Origin of the sequence: Lysobacter sp. OAE881 (genome assembly GCF_040546665.1) — a bacterium.
Taxonomy (GTDB): Bacteria; Pseudomonadota; Gammaproteobacteria; order Xanthomonadales; family Xanthomonadaceae; genus Lysobacter_J; species Lysobacter_J soli.
The window spans coordinates 1,546,911-1,563,087 of the sequence record NZ_JBEPOG010000001.1; the positions used below are offsets into that span (position 1 = coordinate 1,546,911).

At 63.6% G+C, this 16,177-nt stretch carries 16 protein-coding genes; 15 read left to right on the forward strand and 1 reads right to left on the reverse strand.

All coding sequences use genetic code 11. The features are described 5' to 3' along the window. Window positions 1-26: 26 nt before the first annotated feature. The 13 genes from ABIE51_RS07315 to ABIE51_RS07375 all read left to right on the forward strand — a co-directional run bounded on the left by ABIE51_RS07315 (window position 27) and on the right by ABIE51_RS07375 (window position 12,373). A complete protein-coding gene (locus ABIE51_RS07315) occupies window positions 27-1,187 on the forward strand; it encodes a P22 phage major capsid protein family protein (protein WP_502913262.1) in 1,161 nt (386 codons plus the stop codon). A 61-nt stretch (window positions 1,188-1,248) separates the two neighbouring features. Continuing rightward, window positions 1,249-1,656: a packaged DNA stabilization gp4 family protein gene (locus ABIE51_RS07320; protein ID WP_192630235.1), complete on the forward strand. Its 408-nt coding sequence runs from the start codon at window positions 1,249-1,251 to the stop codon at window positions 1,654-1,656. Further along, complete coding sequence (locus ABIE51_RS07325) at window positions 1,656-3,146, forward strand: packaged DNA stabilization protein (protein ID WP_192630236.1); 1,491 nt, start codon at window positions 1,656-1,658, stop codon at window positions 3,144-3,146. The genes ABIE51_RS07320 and ABIE51_RS07325 overlap by 1 nt, the downstream gene beginning before the upstream one ends. Further along, window positions 3,139-3,960, forward strand: a complete 822-nt coding sequence (locus ABIE51_RS07330) for a hypothetical protein (RefSeq protein WP_192630237.1) — start codon at window positions 3,139-3,141, stop codon at window positions 3,958-3,960. The genes ABIE51_RS07325 and ABIE51_RS07330 overlap by 8 nt, the downstream gene beginning before the upstream one ends. Further along, the gene (locus ABIE51_RS07335; protein ID WP_192630238.1) at window positions 3,960-4,535 is read left to right on the forward strand and encodes a phage tail fiber protein; all 576 of its coding nucleotides are present in this window, start codon (window positions 3,960-3,962) and stop codon (window positions 4,533-4,535) included. Before ABIE51_RS07330 ends, ABIE51_RS07335 begins: the two co-directional genes overlap by 1 nt. Next, entirely contained in the window at window positions 4,535-4,948 is a 414-nt protein-coding gene (locus ABIE51_RS07340) for a hypothetical protein (RefSeq protein ID WP_192630239.1), read from the forward strand. The genes ABIE51_RS07335 and ABIE51_RS07340 overlap by 1 nt, the downstream gene beginning before the upstream one ends. An 8-nt stretch (window positions 4,949-4,956) precedes the next feature. Further along, window positions 4,957-5,448 (forward strand): hypothetical protein, encoded by a 492-nt coding sequence (locus ABIE51_RS07345; RefSeq protein ID WP_192630240.1) that lies wholly within the window; start codon window positions 4,957-4,959, stop codon window positions 5,446-5,448. Further along, window positions 5,445-6,254: a hypothetical protein gene (locus tag ABIE51_RS07350; protein ID WP_192630241.1), complete on the forward strand. Its 810-nt coding sequence runs from the start codon at window positions 5,445-5,447 to the stop codon at window positions 6,252-6,254. Before ABIE51_RS07345 ends, ABIE51_RS07350 begins: the two co-directional genes overlap by 4 nt. Next, window positions 6,254-7,807: a hypothetical protein gene (locus ABIE51_RS07355; RefSeq protein ID WP_192630242.1), complete on the forward strand. Its 1,554-nt coding sequence runs from the start codon at window positions 6,254-6,256 to the stop codon at window positions 7,805-7,807. Before ABIE51_RS07350 ends, ABIE51_RS07355 begins: the two co-directional genes overlap by 1 nt. After that, window positions 7,808-9,640, forward strand: coding sequence for a hypothetical protein (locus ABIE51_RS07360; RefSeq protein WP_192630243.1), 1,833 nt, complete (start codon window positions 7,808-7,810; stop codon window positions 9,638-9,640). Window positions 9,641-9,709: 69 nt separating this feature from the next. Further along, window positions 9,710-11,308 carry a glycosyl hydrolase family 28-related protein gene (locus ABIE51_RS07365; RefSeq protein ID WP_192630244.1) on the forward strand — a complete coding sequence of 533 codons (1,599 nt, stop codon included), beginning with the start codon at window positions 9,710-9,712 and terminating at the stop codon, window positions 11,306-11,308. A 51-nt stretch (window positions 11,309-11,359) separates the two neighbouring features. Then, entirely contained in the window at window positions 11,360-12,070 is a 711-nt protein-coding gene (locus tag ABIE51_RS07370) for a methyltransferase domain-containing protein (protein WP_192630245.1), read from the forward strand. A gap of 9 nt (window positions 12,071-12,079) precedes the next feature. Further along, window positions 12,080-12,373 carry a hypothetical protein gene (locus tag ABIE51_RS07375; protein WP_192630246.1) on the forward strand — a complete coding sequence of 98 codons (294 nt, stop codon included), beginning with the start codon at window positions 12,080-12,082 and terminating at the stop codon, window positions 12,371-12,373. Here the strand turns inward: ABIE51_RS07375 and ABIE51_RS07380 are convergent. Continuing rightward, the gene (locus ABIE51_RS07380) at window positions 12,370-13,329 is read right to left on the reverse strand and encodes a tyrosine-type recombinase/integrase (protein ID WP_192630247.1); all 960 of its coding nucleotides are present in this window, start codon (window positions 13,327-13,329) and stop codon (window positions 12,370-12,372) included. The two genes, ABIE51_RS07375 and ABIE51_RS07380, sit on opposite strands and share 4 nt — an antisense overlap. Window positions 13,330-13,946: 617 nt before the next feature. Here ABIE51_RS07380 and ABIE51_RS07385 point away from each other — a divergent pair. Together ABIE51_RS07385 and ABIE51_RS07390 are read left to right on the forward strand one after the other, a co-directional pair. Beyond that, entirely contained in the window at window positions 13,947-15,272 is a 1,326-nt protein-coding gene (locus tag ABIE51_RS07385; RefSeq protein WP_192630248.1) for an inositol-3-phosphate synthase, read from the forward strand. After that, entirely contained in the window at window positions 15,244-16,176 is a 933-nt protein-coding gene (locus ABIE51_RS07390; protein ID WP_192631626.1) for a glycosyl hydrolase, read from the forward strand. The genes ABIE51_RS07385 and ABIE51_RS07390 overlap by 29 nt, the downstream gene beginning before the upstream one ends. Window position 16,177 lies beyond the last annotated feature (1 nt).

The window sequence follows — 16,177 nt, forward strand, 5'->3', positions numbered from 1 at the left end:
CCAATAGCATTCTTACCCCCAGTGCAGTGACCCGCGAGGCGCTGCGCATCCTGCACCAGAAGCTGAACTTCGTCGGCAACATCACCCGCGACTATGACGACTCGTTCGCGAAGTCGGGCGCCAAGATCGGCGATTCCCTGAAGGTTCGTCTGCCGAATCAGTACACGGTTCGCACGGGCGCCAACCTGTCCACGCAGGACACCACCGAGCAGAGCACCACGCTCACCGTCTCCACCCAGAAGGGTGTGGACGTGACGTTCAGCTCGGCGGAGCTGACCATGTCGCTGGACGACTTCAGCAAGCGCATTCTTGATCCGGCCATGGCGGTTCTGGCGGCCAACATCGAGGCCGACGCCCTGAACATGTACAAGGACGTTGCGCAGTCCGTGTGGAACGGCGGTTCGGCGGCCACGTACAACAAGGCGCTGGACACTCGCGTCATCCTTCAGCGTGCCCTGGCTCCGGCCGGCAATCGCACCATGCTGCTCGATCCGGCTGCGATGGCTGACGTGGTCAAGGACACCAAGACGCTGTTCCAGGATGACGCGTCGATCGCCAAGCAGTACCGCGAAGGCATGGTGGGCCGTGCGGCTGGTTTCGACTGGGGCGAGAACACGCTCCTGCCGTCGCACACCCGCGGTGCCGCGGACGGTGCCTACGTCGTCAACACCTCGACTGGCATTACCTCGGGATCGAACCTGATCGCGGTCACGACCGGTACGGGCGCGGCCAACGTTGGCGACGTGTTCACGATCGCTGGCGTGTTCGCGGTCCACCCGGAGACGAAGGTCAGCACCGGCCAGTTGCAGCAGTTCGTGGTCACCGCTGCGTTCGCTGGCGGTGCCGGCAACATCACCGTCTCGCCCACCCCGGTCACCTCGGGCGCCCTCCAGAACATCACCATCGTTGGTGCTGGCGCTGGCAAGGCGGTTGTCTGGGGCGGCACGGCTTCGACCGCGGTGCAGACCGGCCTGGCGTTCCAGAAGGGCGCGTTCGCGTTCGCTACGGCGGATCTGGTGATGCCGGACGGCGTGGACTTCGCTGCTCGTGAGGTCTACGACGGCATCTCCATGCGCATCGTGCGTGCGTACGACATCAACACGGACAAGTTCCCGTGCCGCATCGATGTCCTGTACGGCTACAAGACGCTCCGCGCGCAGCTGGCCTGCCGTTACCACAACAACTAAGCAGCACCCCATTGGGCGGGGGCTTTCGGGCTCCCGCCCTTTCTTTTTCTGAGGGCCAAGGATGGCAACCGCACTGATTCTGGTTCGGCGCGCCTTGCGCCTCGCGACGATCATCGCTGCCAGCGAAACGCCGGACGCGGCGACGATCCAGGACGCGCTAAGCGTCCTCAACTCGATCCTTGCCGAGATGCACGACGCCGGCATCGGAATCCCCGACTACTCCGTCGCCAATGAGGCATCCACGCTCACGATGGGCGACGGCGATGTCGAAGCGGTGGCCTACCAGCTTGCGGCGCGCATCATGCCCGAGTACGGCATGGAGATTCCGCCAACGGTAGCCGCGGGCGCCGCTGATTCCATGAGCCGTTTGCGCGCGAAGTATTTCCAGCCGGGTAAGAGCGATTTGGGCGAGCTTCCGGTCGCTACCGGCTGGGGATACGGCTGGAACGTTGAATCGGGCAGCTACTAATGCGCTCCAACTTCCTCGGCGGAGCCTACACGCTCCGCTCGCATCCGCTTGCCGCGCAAACGTGCATCAACCTGTACGTCGAGCCGAACGAATCGGGAAGCGGCGAGCCTGGCGCGTTCTACGGCACGCCCGGGCTGACTCGCCTGTCCACGCTTACCCAGCACGGTTGCCGCGCGATGCACGTCGCAGGCGGCTACCTGTGGGCCGTGTACGGCAACTCCCTGTACCGCTTTGGCGACACATGGGCGGGCGTGCTGGTCGGAACGATCCCGAGCTTCTTTGGCCCGGTCGAGATGGCCGACAACGGCACGAGCCTGGTGGTGGCGCATCCGGACGGCTGGCATTCGGCCAACCTCAGCACCGGGGCGATGGCGGCTATTACCGATAGCCCGCAAATGAGCGATGTCACGTTCATCGACAACTACCTGCTCGGTGCGAATACCAACGGCACCTATCAGTGGGCCAACCTCAATTCGACCACGATCGATGCGCTGAACTTCGCGTCCGCCGAGGGCAGCCCCGACAAGACGATCCGCACGCTGTGTGACCACCGCGAGCTGTGGCTGTTCGGTACGAACTCCATCGAAGTGGCGGTTGTGTCGGGCGACCCGGATCTCCCGTTCACCCGGACCACCTTCATCGAGCAGGGCATTCTGGCCCCGCACTCGGCGGCCAAGGAAGACAACAGCGTCTTCTGGCTAGGCGCCAACGACAGCGGGCATGGCGTGGTGTATGTGGCAGAGGGGTACACGCCGCGCCGCATCAGCACGTTTGCGATCGAACAGGCGATTGCGGGATACGCCAATCCCGAAGACGCGACGGCCTACACGTATCAGCAAGACGGCCATCACTTCTACGTCCTGAACTTCGCCGAGGCCACCTGGGCCTACGACATCAATAGTGGCGTCTGGGCGCAGCGCGCATGGCGTGAGCCTGGGACGGGCGAACTGTTGCGCCACCGTGGCAACGCCCACGCCTTCCACCGCGGCACGCATGTGCTGGGGGACTTCGAGGACGGGCGTCTCTACAAGCTCGATATCGAGGCGTACACGGACGACGGCGATCCGATCTATCGCGAGCGCACATGGCCGCAGGTGGATACGGAGAACAAGTGGTCCAAGTACCACTTCGGCGAGCTGATTGCCGATATGGGCGTGGGCAACGGCGGGCGCGTCAGCTTCACCGATCCGTTGCTCGATGAGGACGGCGATTTCCTTCTGGACGAGGGCGGCGAGCAGCTGCTGGCGGACATCGTGTCCGAGCCCGGCGCCGATCCGAAGGTGTGGCTGCAATGGTCTGACGACGGTGGACAGAACTGGAGTTCTGCGCATGAGCGTCCGCTTGGGCAGATCGGCCAATTCAGAAATCGGGCGATCTGGCGCCGGATGGGCCAAGCGCGCACGCGCTACTACCGCCTATGGACCGCTGAGCCCGTCCGTATTGCCTGGCGCGGCTTCAACTTGAACAACACGGACGTTGCGAATGGCTAAGACCGGTTTCTACCCCACCGCGAGCACGCCGCTTACGGGCTCCGAGCTGCTTACCGCGGTACAGGACAACAACACCGTCAAGCTGCCCATCGCGTCCATCTGGGCCAATACGGTCACGGGCGTGACGGCGGTCGGTTCGACGGGCCTGACGTTCACCACCAGCGCGGCAGAGGGCGACATCACGCTCACGGCCACGCTCGACACCGACTTGCAGGCTTGGAGTGCGATTGCGCCTTCGAGCAAGCAGGACACGGACGCAACGCTTACTGCGCTGGCTGGCCAGAACTGGGCGGCGAACTCGCTTCCGGTTGGCTCTGGAGCCGACACGGTCGCGCAGGTGACCTTCGCAGCCAATACGTTCCCGGCGCGATCCAGCGCGGGGAATCTGGTTGCAAAGCCGATTACCGACTTCGCGCTGACGATCCTCGATGACGCGGACGCCGCCACGGCCCGCACGACGCTTGGCCTCGCCTCTGGCACCTACACGCCGACGATCACCGGCACGGTCAACGTGTCCAGTTCCAGCCCGTTACAGCTCCAGTACCTGCGTGTTGGAAACGTGGTGACGGTGTCAGGCAACTGCACGATCACAGCCACGGCCGCGGGCGACACGCAGTTCCGCATGAGCCTGCCGATCGCTTCGAACTTTACGGCTACCGGCAACCTTGGTGGCGCCGGGGTTGATCGAAGCGGCACGTACCCGGCAGTGGGCATTTCAGCCGTTATCGCTACCGATGACGCCTTGTTCCAATTTACTGCCAGCGGCGCAGGTGCACGGGCAGTGCAGTTCTCCTTTACTTATCAGGTCATCTGATGAGCCTGACCACGATTGCGCGCAATCAGGCGCTAGATGCGATCGGCCTGGACAGCATGAGCCTGCACAGCGCGTTTCCTGGCGCTACGGGGGCGAATGAGATCTCTGGCGGCGGATACACCCGGCAGGCGTGCACGTTCAATGCGTCTTCTGGTGGCGTTCGTACCGTCTCCGCGGTCACGAACTTCTCGGTCGGAGCGGGCACGGTGCGCTGGGCCGGTCTGTGGGGCGGCGGTGTCTTCAAGGGCTACTCGCCTAACGGCGGCAGTCCGAAGGAGTTCCAGGTCGACCCTGCCACGGATGTCATCAGCGTCCCCTCGCACGGCTATTCGGACGGCGAGACGGTGGTGTTCTACGGCGGCGTCATCCCGACCGGTCTTGTTGAGGGCACGATCTACTACGCGCGTGACGTAACGACCAACACCTTCAAGGTTGCCGCGACCCTCGGCGGCCTGCCGGTGGACATCACGGCGGTAGCGGCTCCCGACTGCGTTGTTTCACGCATTGTTGAGAGTACGTATGGCGGGGCAGATACCCACACGATCAACACGTGGTCGGTGGGCCTGGTGTTCTGATGGCAGCCGTCGATTGCAGTACTCGCGTCGGCTTTGCATCGGCCGCAGCCCCTACCGCGTGGTCTGGTGGGGTTTCTGGCCGCAGCGTTACCGACTGGCTGCCTCCGTACGACTCGCCTGTGCTAGACCCAAAGACGGGCAAGTTCACGAAGGCCTGGTATCGCTTCTTTCGCGAGCTGGGAAACCGCGTCGGCGGTGCCGCGGGGCCGTCCATCACGCAAGTGGTGACCACGGTCGCCGAGACGCAGCAGCAGGTGGCGAACAACACCGTATTCACCGCGCAGGCCGTGGATTACGCGGCTTCGGTGGCCGCCACCGCAGAAGCAACCGCACAGGTTGCGCAGAACAACGGACTGTCTGGCGCGGGGTCGATTCCGCCGACCGGAAACCGGCCCAACTATCAGGTTCAGTAAGGACGCTCATGGATGAGTTTTCCCCCGTCACGTTTGTTGACGTGACGTATGACCTTGCGCCGGAGCCGGCGCCAACGAGAGAGAAGATCCAGCAGTTCCAAGAAGCGCTCGCCCAGCTACCGCAGATCGAAACGGGCCTTGAGCACTACTTTGCCGATGGCATGTATGGCAGGCGCTGCTTCATCCCGGCCAATGCGGTCGTGGTCGGAAAGATCCACCGCCACGAGCACTTCGTCCTGCTTATCAAGGGTTCCGCTCGGATCAACACGGACCGCGGCATGGAGACGATTACGGCGCCGCGAGTGTGGGTGTCGCCACCGGGCGCAAAGCGCGCGCTCGTGGCCTTGGAAGACTGCGAGTTCTTTACCGTCCATCTCAACCACGACAACGAACGCGACCTTGATCTGATCGAGGCGCAGGTGATCGAGCCGGAGGGGCTGCTTACGCACGCGCCCGAGGTTTCGGAGTTCACGGACGAACTTCAGAGGATGTACGCATGAGCTGGGTTGCCGTTGCGGTAGGCGGAGCGTCGCTGGTTGGCGGCTACATGAGTTCCAAGGGCGCAAAGGATGCTGCCAAGGCGTCAGCGCAGGGAGCGGACCGATCGGCCGACGTGCAGTTGGAGATGTTCAACAATGCGCGGGCGGACAATGAACTGTTCCGCCAGGCCGGCATCAGCGGGACGAACGAATACCTGCAAATGCTGGGCCTTGCGCCCATCAATCCGCAGATCGCGCCGAGTGGTATGCCGGCAGACGAGGCGTATTTGCGCGCGAACCCCGACGTTGCCGCCAGCGGCATGGGCGCTTGGGATCACTACAACCGTTATGGCCGCAAGGAAGGCCGGCAGTGGGGAACGCCGACTCAGGCTGCGACCACTGGCACCGGCTACAGCGCGCAGCAGATCAGCGACAAGCTCCGCGCGACTCCGGGCTATCAGTTTGCGTTCGGTGAAGGACAGCGAGCGCTTGAAAGCTCTGCCGCTGCCTCTGGCGGCCTGTTCTCGGGCAAGACTGGCAAGGCGCTGACCCAGTACGGGCAGAACTTCGCGGACCAGCAGTACGGCACGCATCTGAATCGCTTGGCTGCACTGGCCGGCATTGGGCAGACCGCGCAGGGCCAGAACAACCAGATGAGCATGCAGACCGCCGGCAACGTGGGTCAGGCCTACCAGAACGCTGGCAATGCTCGCGCCTCGGGCATTCAGGGTAGCGCGAACGCGTGGGGTAACACGCTCAACGGGCTGGCCGGCGCCGCTGGCTATGCATACGGCAATCGCGGCAGCTGGGGATGGGGTGGCATCTAATGGCAAATGACATCCTCAGTTCCTTCCTTGGCGGTCAGCAGGCCGGCCAGCAGCAGCGCACGCGTCGCACCCTTGCCGATTTCCTCCAGCCTGCCCTGAGCGGAGACCAGAGCGCGCTCTCTCGCGTCTACGCTGCCGACGCCGATACCGGACTTCAGGTGCAGGGCATGGTGCAGAAGCAGCAGGCGGCCGACCAGGAGCAGAAGCTCGGCCAGCTGGAGCTTGCCGCGCGAGCTTGGCGCGCTGCCGATCCGACTATGCGTCAGCAGCTCTATCCGTCGATCGCCGAGCTGACCGAAAGCGTCCTCCCGCAGTTCGCCGGCAAGATCCCGCGCGAGTACAACCCGCAGTACGAGGCGAACATCGATAAGTTCCTGTCCGGTTTTGCGCCGGTTGAGGACAACACGCCGGCCGCTATTCGCGAATTGCAGATGTTGCGTGACAACCCGGAGTTGGCCGCGCTGGACATGAAGCGTCGCACGACCATGCAGTACGTCGGCGTGCCCACTGGCGATGGCGGCGAGCAGAAGATGCTCTACGATCCCCGCTCCGGCAAGTTCTCGATGCCCAACTACGACGACATGGGGCCGGCTATTGGCGCTCCGTCCAGCAATCATCAGGACAACTACGCGGACATTGCCGCGCGCCATGGGTCAGTGGTTACCAGCGGAGTTCGACCTGTGCTGCCTGGCGTCGGCGCTGGGGCGAACAGCCAGCACCCGAAGGGGACGGCCGCTGATTTCCGTACGAATGGATTGAGGCCCGAGCAAATTCATGGCCTCATGAACGATTTGCGAAGTGCGGGCTATGAAGTAATCGATGAGCGTGACAATCGTAATGGTCGCGGCCCACACATTCACGCAGAGCTTTCTCCTACACAGCTTGGCCGCACTCCGCCGAAGTCCCGATCCTTCAGCCAACTGACTCCGCAGGAAGCGGCTGCGGCTGGGCTGCCTCCGGGAACCGTCGCTCAGCGCAACGATGAAACCGGGCAAATTTCCGTCTTGTCGAAGCCTGATGCGCGTGCCGGCACTGGCGTTGTGCCGCTGTCCGCTGGCGAGGCGGCAAAGGTCCGCCGTGACTTCAAAGAGACGAAGGATGCGCTCAGCACGTTCAAGGCGTTCGATCAGGCGCTAGGCGAAATCCCGGAAGGCCTGAACCTCGTAACTGACGGCGCGGCAAAGGGCCGACTCGGCACTTCGTACAACAACGCGCGTGCTGCGCTCCGAATCCTTTACAACACCGGCGTCCTCCAGCCCGGCGAGCTGCCGATGCTGGAAAGCGCCCTCCGTGATCCGACTTCGTTGACGGCCATCATGGACCCACGCACGCGCCCGCAAATCCAGGGGCAGCTTGACGAGCTGTATCGCACGATTACCCGCGGCATCGAAAACCAAGTTGCGAGCTACCCGCAGATCTTCAATCAGCAGAAGTTTGATGCGGCTCGCGAGCAGAAGGCCAGTTCGCAAGGCCCCGCGGTGGGCCAGGTTGAGTCTGGTTATCGATTCAAAGGCGGCGATCCGTCGAACCCGAATAGCTGGGAGAAGGTGTAAATGGCCGGTCCGTGGGAGAAGTATCAGCAGGCGGAAGCGCCTGCGGATGGCCCGTGGGCGAAATACGGACAGAAGCCCGCTCCGGCTAAGGTTGTGGAACGCTCGACCAGCGAAAAGATCAAGCGCGACCTTGGCCTGAGCGCACGCAACGTCGTTGAGGGCGCTGGCGATCTTGTGGGCCTGTTTACTGACCCGCTGATTCACGGCTGGAATGCGGTAACTGGCGACAACCAGATGACCACGCGGCAGGCTTGGGGGTCTCTGCTTGACAGGGCCGGGACGCCGCGGCCTGAGACTGCCTCAGAACGCGTGCAGGCTGATGCTGGGCGCGCCCTCACTGGCGTTGGCTTGACCCTAGGCCTGGGCTCAGCAGCCACCAACCTGCCACGGCTTCAGCAGTTCCTTACCGCTGCGCCGAAGACACAGGTTGCGGGCGCTGCGACTGGCGCAGCCGCGGCGGGTGGCGCGCGGGAGGCAGGGCTTCCTGTCCCGGTCCAAGTTGGTGCGGGCATCGTTGGCGGACTATCTCCGGCCGCTGGCTCCAGCATCGCGTCGCTTGCCACTGGCGCTGGCCGTCAGGTTGTCCGCAGCACGGTTAGCCCCTTCACTGGCAAGGGCGTCGATCAAGCGGTGGGCACAGTGCTTCGCGGGTCTGCATTACACCCGGAGCGCCTCAGTGTTCCCGGCCCGTCTGCCGTTCCTGGCGTGTCGCGCACTCTCGCCGAAGAAACTTTGGACCCTGGCATCGCACAGCTGCAACGGACGGTGGCTGGCAGGCGCGGCGCTGAGTTCGACCAGATGCGCCGCCTGAACAATGCGGCTCGCGCTGAAGCAGTCGGGGGCATCGCTGGTGACCGCTTAGCCATGGAGGCGGCAGAGCGAGCGCGCGACACTGCGGCAAACCCACTTCGCGCCGCAGCTATGCGCGGCCCTGACGTTGATACCTCGCGCCTGTCCTCACAGATCAAGCGTCTTGAAGCGGGGCAGGAAGGGCGGCCGGCTGTTCAGCGCGCACTGAGTGACGTGCGAAAGCTTATAACGCCGGAGACTAAAGCCCTTGATTCATTGCTCTTCAACGCTGGGTCGAAGATGCCAGTGCGTCAACTAGATAAGGTTCGCAGAACCATCGGCGACATGCTCAGCGGCAAGTACGGCGGCGATTCCGCCGCGGCGCTCGCCGGCTCTCGCGAATTGATGGCCGTTAAGAACCAGCTCGACCGCGTTCTAGCCAAACAGGCGCCGGCATATGGCCAGTACATTGAGGCCTATAAACAAGGGTCCAAACCAATCAATCGCATGCAGCTTGGGGAGACCCTTCTCGATTCCGGGACTGGGCCGACGCTTGATCCAGTTACGGGGGCGTATCAGATCCAGCCAGGCGCGTTTGGTCGTCAAGTCAAAGACCTCGATCGCGCTGCGCAGAAGGCAACTGGGTTCAACAAGGCCAAGGCAAGCGACATTCTTGGCGAGCAGGACTTTGCAACGATTGGCGCGGTAAATGACGACCTGTCCCGGCAGGTGTTTGCGGATACCGCCGCACGCGGGGCAGGGGCGGACTCGTTCCAGAAATTCATGACTCAGGGCGACATTCTCGGTGCGGTTCAGGAGCTTGGGTTCTCTGTTCCGGGTTCCGGGTTGCTGCGGATGCTTGGCAAGGCTGGCGCGGACAGGGTTAATGCACGTCTGGCGGAAGCTCTCGCCAATCCTGCTGAAGCCCGTCGAATCTTGGACCAGGCCACTCCGGTTGAGCGTCGCGTCATCGAAGAAGCGTTGATGAAGCTACAGGGCGCCCCCGGCGCTGTTGTGCCTGCCTATTCCAGCTCGAAGGATTGAGCGGAACAACGCGAAACCTACCACGCCCCCCGGACCTCCGGGGGTTTTGACTTTCAGGAGACGGCAAGGATGCCGGCAATTCTCTCGCCCTCGGCGAAGCAGCAGTTCTTCACCAACGGTAGCACTGTCGCCGCGGGTTACCTGCTCTACACCTACCAGGCCAATTCCAACGACCTGGAGCCGACCTACACCGACCGCGCCGGGACCGTCCCGAACACCAACCCGATCGTGCTGGACGCTCGGGGCGAGGCGACGATCTACCTGACGCCCGGCGTGGTCTACGACTATGTGCTCCGGACCGATCAGGGAACGGATGTCTGGACCCGCGAAGGGGTCAGCGCAGAGGCAGGCTCCGCGGATGCTGTTTCCTTCACCCAGACGGGCACAGGGGCAGTTTCGCGCTCCATCGAAAGCCGGCTGCGTGAAACCCTTTTCGCCACGGACTTCGGCGTCGTGGCGGACAACGTGACGGACAACTCTGCGGCGCTGGCGGCGGTGATCGCGGAAGCTATTGCTCGCGAGGGCGCGGAGATCATCCTTCCGCCTGGCGACATCCGGCACTCCCAGCCCCTCGTCATCGACGAGTCGGACATTTTCATCAGCGGCGCCGGCAAGAATATGCCTCACGACGGCGGCGCTGGCCCGTCTCCTGGCACGGCGCTGATCTACACGGGGACGGGCGATGGCGTGACCTTCACCTCCACGGCCGGCTCCAACGAACAGAAGAAGTCTGGCGGCGGCCTCCGTAATGTGTGGCTGTACACGCCGGGCGGGGCGGCAGCACGAGGGTTGGTGGTCCGCAGCTATAACAGCGGCACCTTCCAGAACATTTGGTGCGTTGGCTACAACACGGTCTGCGTGCAGGTGGATGTGCTGTCGGGGAACCTGGCAGAGGCGAAGGACTCCCAGCGCAACAAGTTCATCGACGTACAGTGCGAGCCGACTGCGGCTGGCTCTGGGTTTTACCTCGAGGGCGACGCTACTGCCAACGCGAGTTTTAACTACTTCCACCACTGTGGCGGCCGGCACCAGAACGGCTATATGTGGATTCTGGGCAACTGCGATAACAACGTCTTTATCTCCTGCGGCGGCTTCCGGGCTGGCGGCACCGGCCTGACGGTGGAGTTCCGCGGCGCCAACCCTGGCAACTCTCACGCCCGGTCCAACACGTTCATTCATGTCTCGGGCAACGGTGGATTCACGGCCCGCGGCACGCCGACTTACACCACGCCATCGTCCCGCAATCAGCTGCTTTTCATCGACAAGGACAACGGCTCACCGGACCCGACGATCGAGACGGGGGCTCAACTGTCGTGGTCTACGGATGAGGGCATGCAGGCGCTGGCCGCCCTGAACTGCGTGGGCATTGGCGCCTCTCCGGCGTCGGCCGTGGCGGCGCGCGACCAAGTCACGACGGAGAGCCTGCGAATCATCAACGGCTCTGACAACCATGTGCGGATCACAGACGGCACTCGCGAATGGGCCATGCGGATCGTGGCGCTTAACGGCGATCTTGAGTTCACCCGCATCTCTGGCGGCGGCTCCGTTCGCCTCGGTACGGCCGTACGGCTCGGTGCATTCACCGGCAGTGGCGACGCCGCTGTGAATGGCTACGTGACTGTGATGGATGACGCGGGTAACGTCCGAAAGCTGGCAACGATCGCTTGAATCGTCAGTCCTGCTGAGGCAGTCTGGCGGCTCCTATGGAGGGGTCGCCAGATGGATGCAAGCACGCTCAAATTCGACAACCTGGAGAGAATCCCAGTGTCGCGGCCGGTGGACAGGCTGAGCTACATCGCAAACGCATGTACTGGGCGCGTGGTGCTGGATATCGGCTGCCTCGATGAGACGGCGCTGATAAAGCGGGAAACCGAGCACTGGCTACACGGGCGCATTGCCGCCACCGCGACGCGCGTAATCGGGATCGACAGCTCCGACAAGATTCCTGACGGCGGCATTGCCACCGGCATGAACAGTCGCATCACCCGCATGGACGTTACCGACGCGAACCTTGCGACCCTCGCTGACCAGGCGGTCGACGTGATCGTGGCTGGCGAGCTGATCGAGCACCTCGAACACCCCCTGGATTTCCTCCGCAAGCTCCGCGCCGCCTTCCCAGGCAGGGAACTGATCCTGTCCACGCCCAACGGCGTCACGCTGGCGAATACGGTTCTAGGCACGATCGGCTGCGAAGTCCAGCACCCCGATCACCTGCACAACTACACCTTCAAGACGCTTCACACGACCTGCATCCGTGCGGGGTTCGAGGAGTGGGAGATCATCCCTTATCGGTTCTACGCAACCGAGATGATCCTGAACTCCCGCGGGGCCAAACGTCTGGCCGCACAAGTGGTTCAGGGCTGCATCCGCGCAGTCTCCTATGTGTTCCCGTTGATGGCCTTCGGATACATCGTCCGCGCCAAGCTGTGAGCTTGCGTCATGTTCCAGTGGACTCACGCCTACATCGGCGAGGAAGGCCCCAAGACCAGCTACCGGCTGGACGGGGTGGAGATTGCCCGACTGACGCGCCGAGTCGATTCGGACGCCTGGATCGCCCTGCTGAAGCAGCACCGGGTGGCCGAGCCGCGGATTACGCGGCAGTGCTCCAGTTTCGAAACGGGCAAGCGCGGAGTGGAACTCTGGGCCGAGCGCCACCGTGAGCGGCTACAGGCGGACGTGGACAAGATCAACGCGCTGAGGCGGCAGAAGCAGGCGCGGATTGGGGGTCGTTAGAGCCTGTCCGCGAGCTCGTCCGCGCTGGTCTCGTAGTAGATCATCAGCGACTTGATGTCCCGGTGTCCGATCACCCGGGCGAGCTCGAGCACGTCGAACTTCTTGGACAGGCGCCAGATGGCCTCAGCCCGGCTGTCGTGGAAGTGAAGGTCTCCGAGCTCCGCGGCATCTCGAGCTCTGCGCCATAGAACGTCCCGGGTCGCCGGGTCTAGGTCGAAACAGGTCGGTCGGTCTCGGGGCAGGGCCGCCATGATCGCTCGAGCTCGAGGGGACAGCGGGACCTCGCGCTGGTCCCCGTTCTTTGTGCGCGGCAGGACGACCGCCTTCGGCCGCACCTTGTCCCACGTCAGGCCCAGGATCTCTCCGGCCCGCATCGCGGTCTCGAGCGCCAAAAGGAAGGCAAGGCCGACCCGCTGGCTGGCGGTCTCGGACTCGAGTTCTGTCACCCCACAGGCAAGCACCGCCCGATCGATCTCGTCCTGTGTGATGCGCCTCTTACGGCTTGGCGGTGACGGCGGCTTCTTCACGTCTCGAGCCGGGTTGACGTGTAGCCACCCCCACTCCCGACGCGCCTCCTCGAGCACCTGCATCAGCAGGGTCATTTCACGCCGCACAGACGCGGGTGAGACCTTCTCCAGGCGCCGCCGCTTCCAGTCCGATACGTGTTCCTTCCGTAGGACTGGGAGCCTCACCTTGGCGAGCTCGTCTCGCTCCATCATGCCCAGTCTGGCGATCTCCCACTGCTCCCCCTTGTGCGTTGGCGATACCTCTCGAGCGTAGCGCCGCAACGCTTCCTTGACGGTATGCTCCGGTAGCCGTTCGCCCCCGAGCTCGGCTTCGCGCTGGGTTGCCCAAGCCGCGGCCTGCTGTTTGGTCGGAAAGGTTTGGGACTCGCGCTGACCGTCCCGGTAGACTTCGGCACGCCAAGAGGTGCCGCGCTTTCTGATGGATGCCATGCCCAAATCATGGCGGAATTTTTGGCGTAATGGGGTGCAGTTTTGGCTTGGTGAAGGCCGGCTATTGTCGGGATGGCTCGAGCTCTACACCCCTTATCTGACGGGCTTTTGCTGGCGAAAGTGAGGCATGGCGGGCATCTGCTAAGACACGCCCAGCTTCCTCTCCTGGGCACCAAATGATTCACGCTGAATGGCCTCCGGGCCCGGCACAAGAAACCCGCGCATGGCGCGGGTTTTTTGTTTTCCGCCGATCCGATTCGGGCGGTGCGCTGACCTCGCCGCGACCAGCCCCTCCGTCATTCCCGCGAAAGCAGGAACCCAGCGACTTTGCTGTCCGACGTTCCTCGCGAGGGCCGGCTCTCTTGCCCGTCTCTGACACACGGCAGCGAATCCCAGCCGCGCAACAGGAACGCGCCGCGGGAGCTCCGTGCTTCCTCGTCTTCTTCCTCTTCTTCTTCCACGACGCGGACAGGGCGAGCCCGCGCGCACCTCGCATCGCAGCTTCTTCTTCATCATCAACCGCGCGCCGTGGGCGTGAACGTCTCTGAACGTTCGTTTCACGGTGACATACCTGCGCGCTCGCAAAGTGAAGTCGTCCCCGAAGAACGGCTTGCCTCATGCGCACTGGAATCGATTCGCCCGACGGCCGCCTCGGCATCCTGATGCCCGGACTGGGTGCGGTGGCCACCACGTTCATCGCGGGCGTCGAAGCTATTCGCACGCACGACGCGCAACCGGTCGGTTCGCTCACGCAGATGGGCAACATCCGGCTCGGCAAGCGCACCGAGAACCGCTGCCCGCGCATCCGTGATTTCGTGCCGCTCGCGCCGCTGGACGACATCGTGTTCGGCGGCTGGGACGTCTACCAGGACAGCGTGTACGAATCGGCACGCAACGCGCGCGTGCTCGATCCCGCATTGCTCGATTCGGTGAAGCAGCCCCTCGACGCAATCAGGCCCATGCCTGCGGTCTTCGATCCGGCCTTCGTGCCGAATCTGGACGGCCGCCATGTGAAGCCCGAAACGCACGCAATGGCGCGCGTCGAAGCGCTGGTCGAGGACATGCGCCGTTTCCGCGAAGAACACCGATGCTCCCGGCTTGTGGTCGTGTGGTGCGCATCCACGGAGAAGTACCTCGAAGCCCAGGACGTGCACGCCACGCTCGATGCGTTCGAGCAGGGCCTTCGCGACAACCATCCTGCGATCGCGCCTTCGATGCTTTACGCGTACGCGGCGATCTCGCAGGGGATTGCGTTCGTCAACGGTGCGCCGAACCTCACCTGCGACATCCCGGCGCTGGTGGAGCTCGCGCTGAAAACCGGCACGCCGATCGGCGGAAAGGACTTCAAGACCGGTCAGACGTTGATGAAAACGATCCTCGCGCCCGGGCTGCAGGCGCGCGCGCTCGGCATCCGCGGCTGGTTCTCGTCGAACATTCTCGGAAACCGCGATGGGCTTGTGCTCGATCACCCGGATAACTTCCGGACCAAGGAAGTTTCCAAGCTTGGCGTGCTGGAGGACATCCTGCGCCCGGAACTGAGCCCCGAACTCTACGGCGAGCTCTACCACAAGGTGCGCATCAACTATTACCCGCCGCACGGCGACAACAAGGAAAGCTGGGACAACATCGACATCTTCGGTTGGCTCGGCTATCCGATGCAGATCAAGATCAATTTCCTGTGCCGCGATTCGATCCTCGCCGCGCCGATCGTGCTGGACCTCGCGCTTTTCATCGACCTGGCAAAGCGTGCGGGCATGTCGGGCACGCAGGAGTGGCTGTCGTTCTACTTCAAGTCGCCGCAGACCGCGCCGGGACTGCGGCCCGAACACGACATCTTCCGCCAGCTCATCAAGCTCCAGAACACGCTTCGCCACCTCATGGGCGAAGACCTCATCACGCACCTGGGCCTGGACTATTACCAGGAACTGGTCGAAGCGCTTTGACGAGGATGGAAGCGCAACCATGATCGAAGCGGTCAAGTTCTGGAACGAGCCCAACAACAAATCGCACTGGGATCTGGAACTCGATCCCGAGTGGCGCCTCTACGCGCAGATGGTGCGAACCGCCGCGCAGGCGGTGAAGGTCGAACGGCCGGACGTGCTGCGCGTGCTCGGAGGGATCTCGCCGATCGATCCTGCCTTCATGATCCGCGTGCAGGAACTGGAGGCGACCGCCGACCTGGACGCCGTCGCCGTCCACGGTTTTCCACTCGACTGGAACCTCTGGTCGATCCACGACTGGCGCGAGAAGATCGCGGAAATCGAGGCCGTGACACGCCTGCCGGTGTGGGTCACGGAAGTGGGCGTATCGAGCTTCGGTGCGGAGGAAGTGCAGGAATTCGGGCTGCGCCGCTCGGCCGAACTCCTGTGCGGCCGCGTCGATCGCATCCACTGGTACAGCCTGTACGACCTCCCGCGCGCGTGGGAGGCGACCACGCGACATCGCGAAGCGGAAGGCTCGTCGTACTACCGCCACTTCCACATGGGTCTGCTTCGCGAAGATGGAACGCCCAAGCGCGCGCTCGAACAGTTCGGCCAGTACACGCCTGAACTCGGCATCTGCCAGTGGTTCCATTTCGAGGATCCCCGCCTCGATGAGGCCGTGGGCTGGCTCAAGCGACTGGGCGTGCGACGTCTGCGCACGGGATTGAGCTGGGCCGATCACCTCCGCCCCGACGCGGAGGCCTGGTTCGACCGGATGATGTCGGCGCTGGATGGCTTCGACCTGACGATCACCTTCTGCTTCACGCCCGAGTCGAAGGGATTGCGGCCGCACCACACGAGCCCACCGCAGGATCCACGCGAGTTCGCCGACTTCTGTGCGGCGATGATGCGGCGTTACGCCTGAG

What these genes read in the sequence shown, in the direction of transcription:
- ABIE51_RS07380 (WP_192630247.1), bottom strand. Translation starts at nt 13,329, where the DNA reads ATGGCATCCATCAGAAAGCGCGGCACCTCTTGGCGTGCCGAAGTCTAC.
- ABIE51_RS07365 (WP_192630244.1), top strand. Translation starts at nt 9,710, where the DNA reads ATGCCGGCAATTCTCTCGCCCTCGGCGAAGCAGCAGTTCTTCACCAAC.
- ABIE51_RS07325 (WP_192630236.1), top strand. Translation starts at nt 1,656, where the DNA reads ATGCGCTCCAACTTCCTCGGCGGAGCCTACACGCTCCGCTCGCATCCG.
- ABIE51_RS07375 (WP_192630246.1), top strand. Translation starts at nt 12,080, where the DNA reads ATGTTCCAGTGGACTCACGCCTACATCGGCGAGGAAGGCCCCAAGACC.
- ABIE51_RS07345 (WP_192630240.1), top strand. Translation starts at nt 4,957, where the DNA reads ATGGATGAGTTTTCCCCCGTCACGTTTGTTGACGTGACGTATGACCTT.
- ABIE51_RS07350 (WP_192630241.1), top strand. Translation starts at nt 5,445, where the DNA reads ATGAGCTGGGTTGCCGTTGCGGTAGGCGGAGCGTCGCTGGTTGGCGGC.
- ABIE51_RS07370 (WP_192630245.1), top strand. Translation starts at nt 11,360, where the DNA reads ATGGATGCAAGCACGCTCAAATTCGACAACCTGGAGAGAATCCCAGTG.
- ABIE51_RS07385 (WP_192630248.1), top strand. Translation starts at nt 13,947, where the DNA reads ATGCGCACTGGAATCGATTCGCCCGACGGCCGCCTCGGCATCCTGATG.
- ABIE51_RS07330 (WP_192630237.1), top strand. Translation starts at nt 3,139, where the DNA reads ATGGCTAAGACCGGTTTCTACCCCACCGCGAGCACGCCGCTTACGGGC.
- ABIE51_RS07360 (WP_192630243.1), top strand. Translation starts at nt 7,808, where the DNA reads ATGGCCGGTCCGTGGGAGAAGTATCAGCAGGCGGAAGCGCCTGCGGAT.
- ABIE51_RS07335 (WP_192630238.1), top strand. Translation starts at nt 3,960, where the DNA reads ATGAGCCTGACCACGATTGCGCGCAATCAGGCGCTAGATGCGATCGGC.
- ABIE51_RS07340 (WP_192630239.1), top strand. Translation starts at nt 4,535, where the DNA reads ATGGCAGCCGTCGATTGCAGTACTCGCGTCGGCTTTGCATCGGCCGCA.
- ABIE51_RS07320 (WP_192630235.1), top strand. Translation starts at nt 1,249, where the DNA reads ATGGCAACCGCACTGATTCTGGTTCGGCGCGCCTTGCGCCTCGCGACG.
- ABIE51_RS07355 (WP_192630242.1), top strand. Translation starts at nt 6,254, where the DNA reads ATGGCAAATGACATCCTCAGTTCCTTCCTTGGCGGTCAGCAGGCCGGC.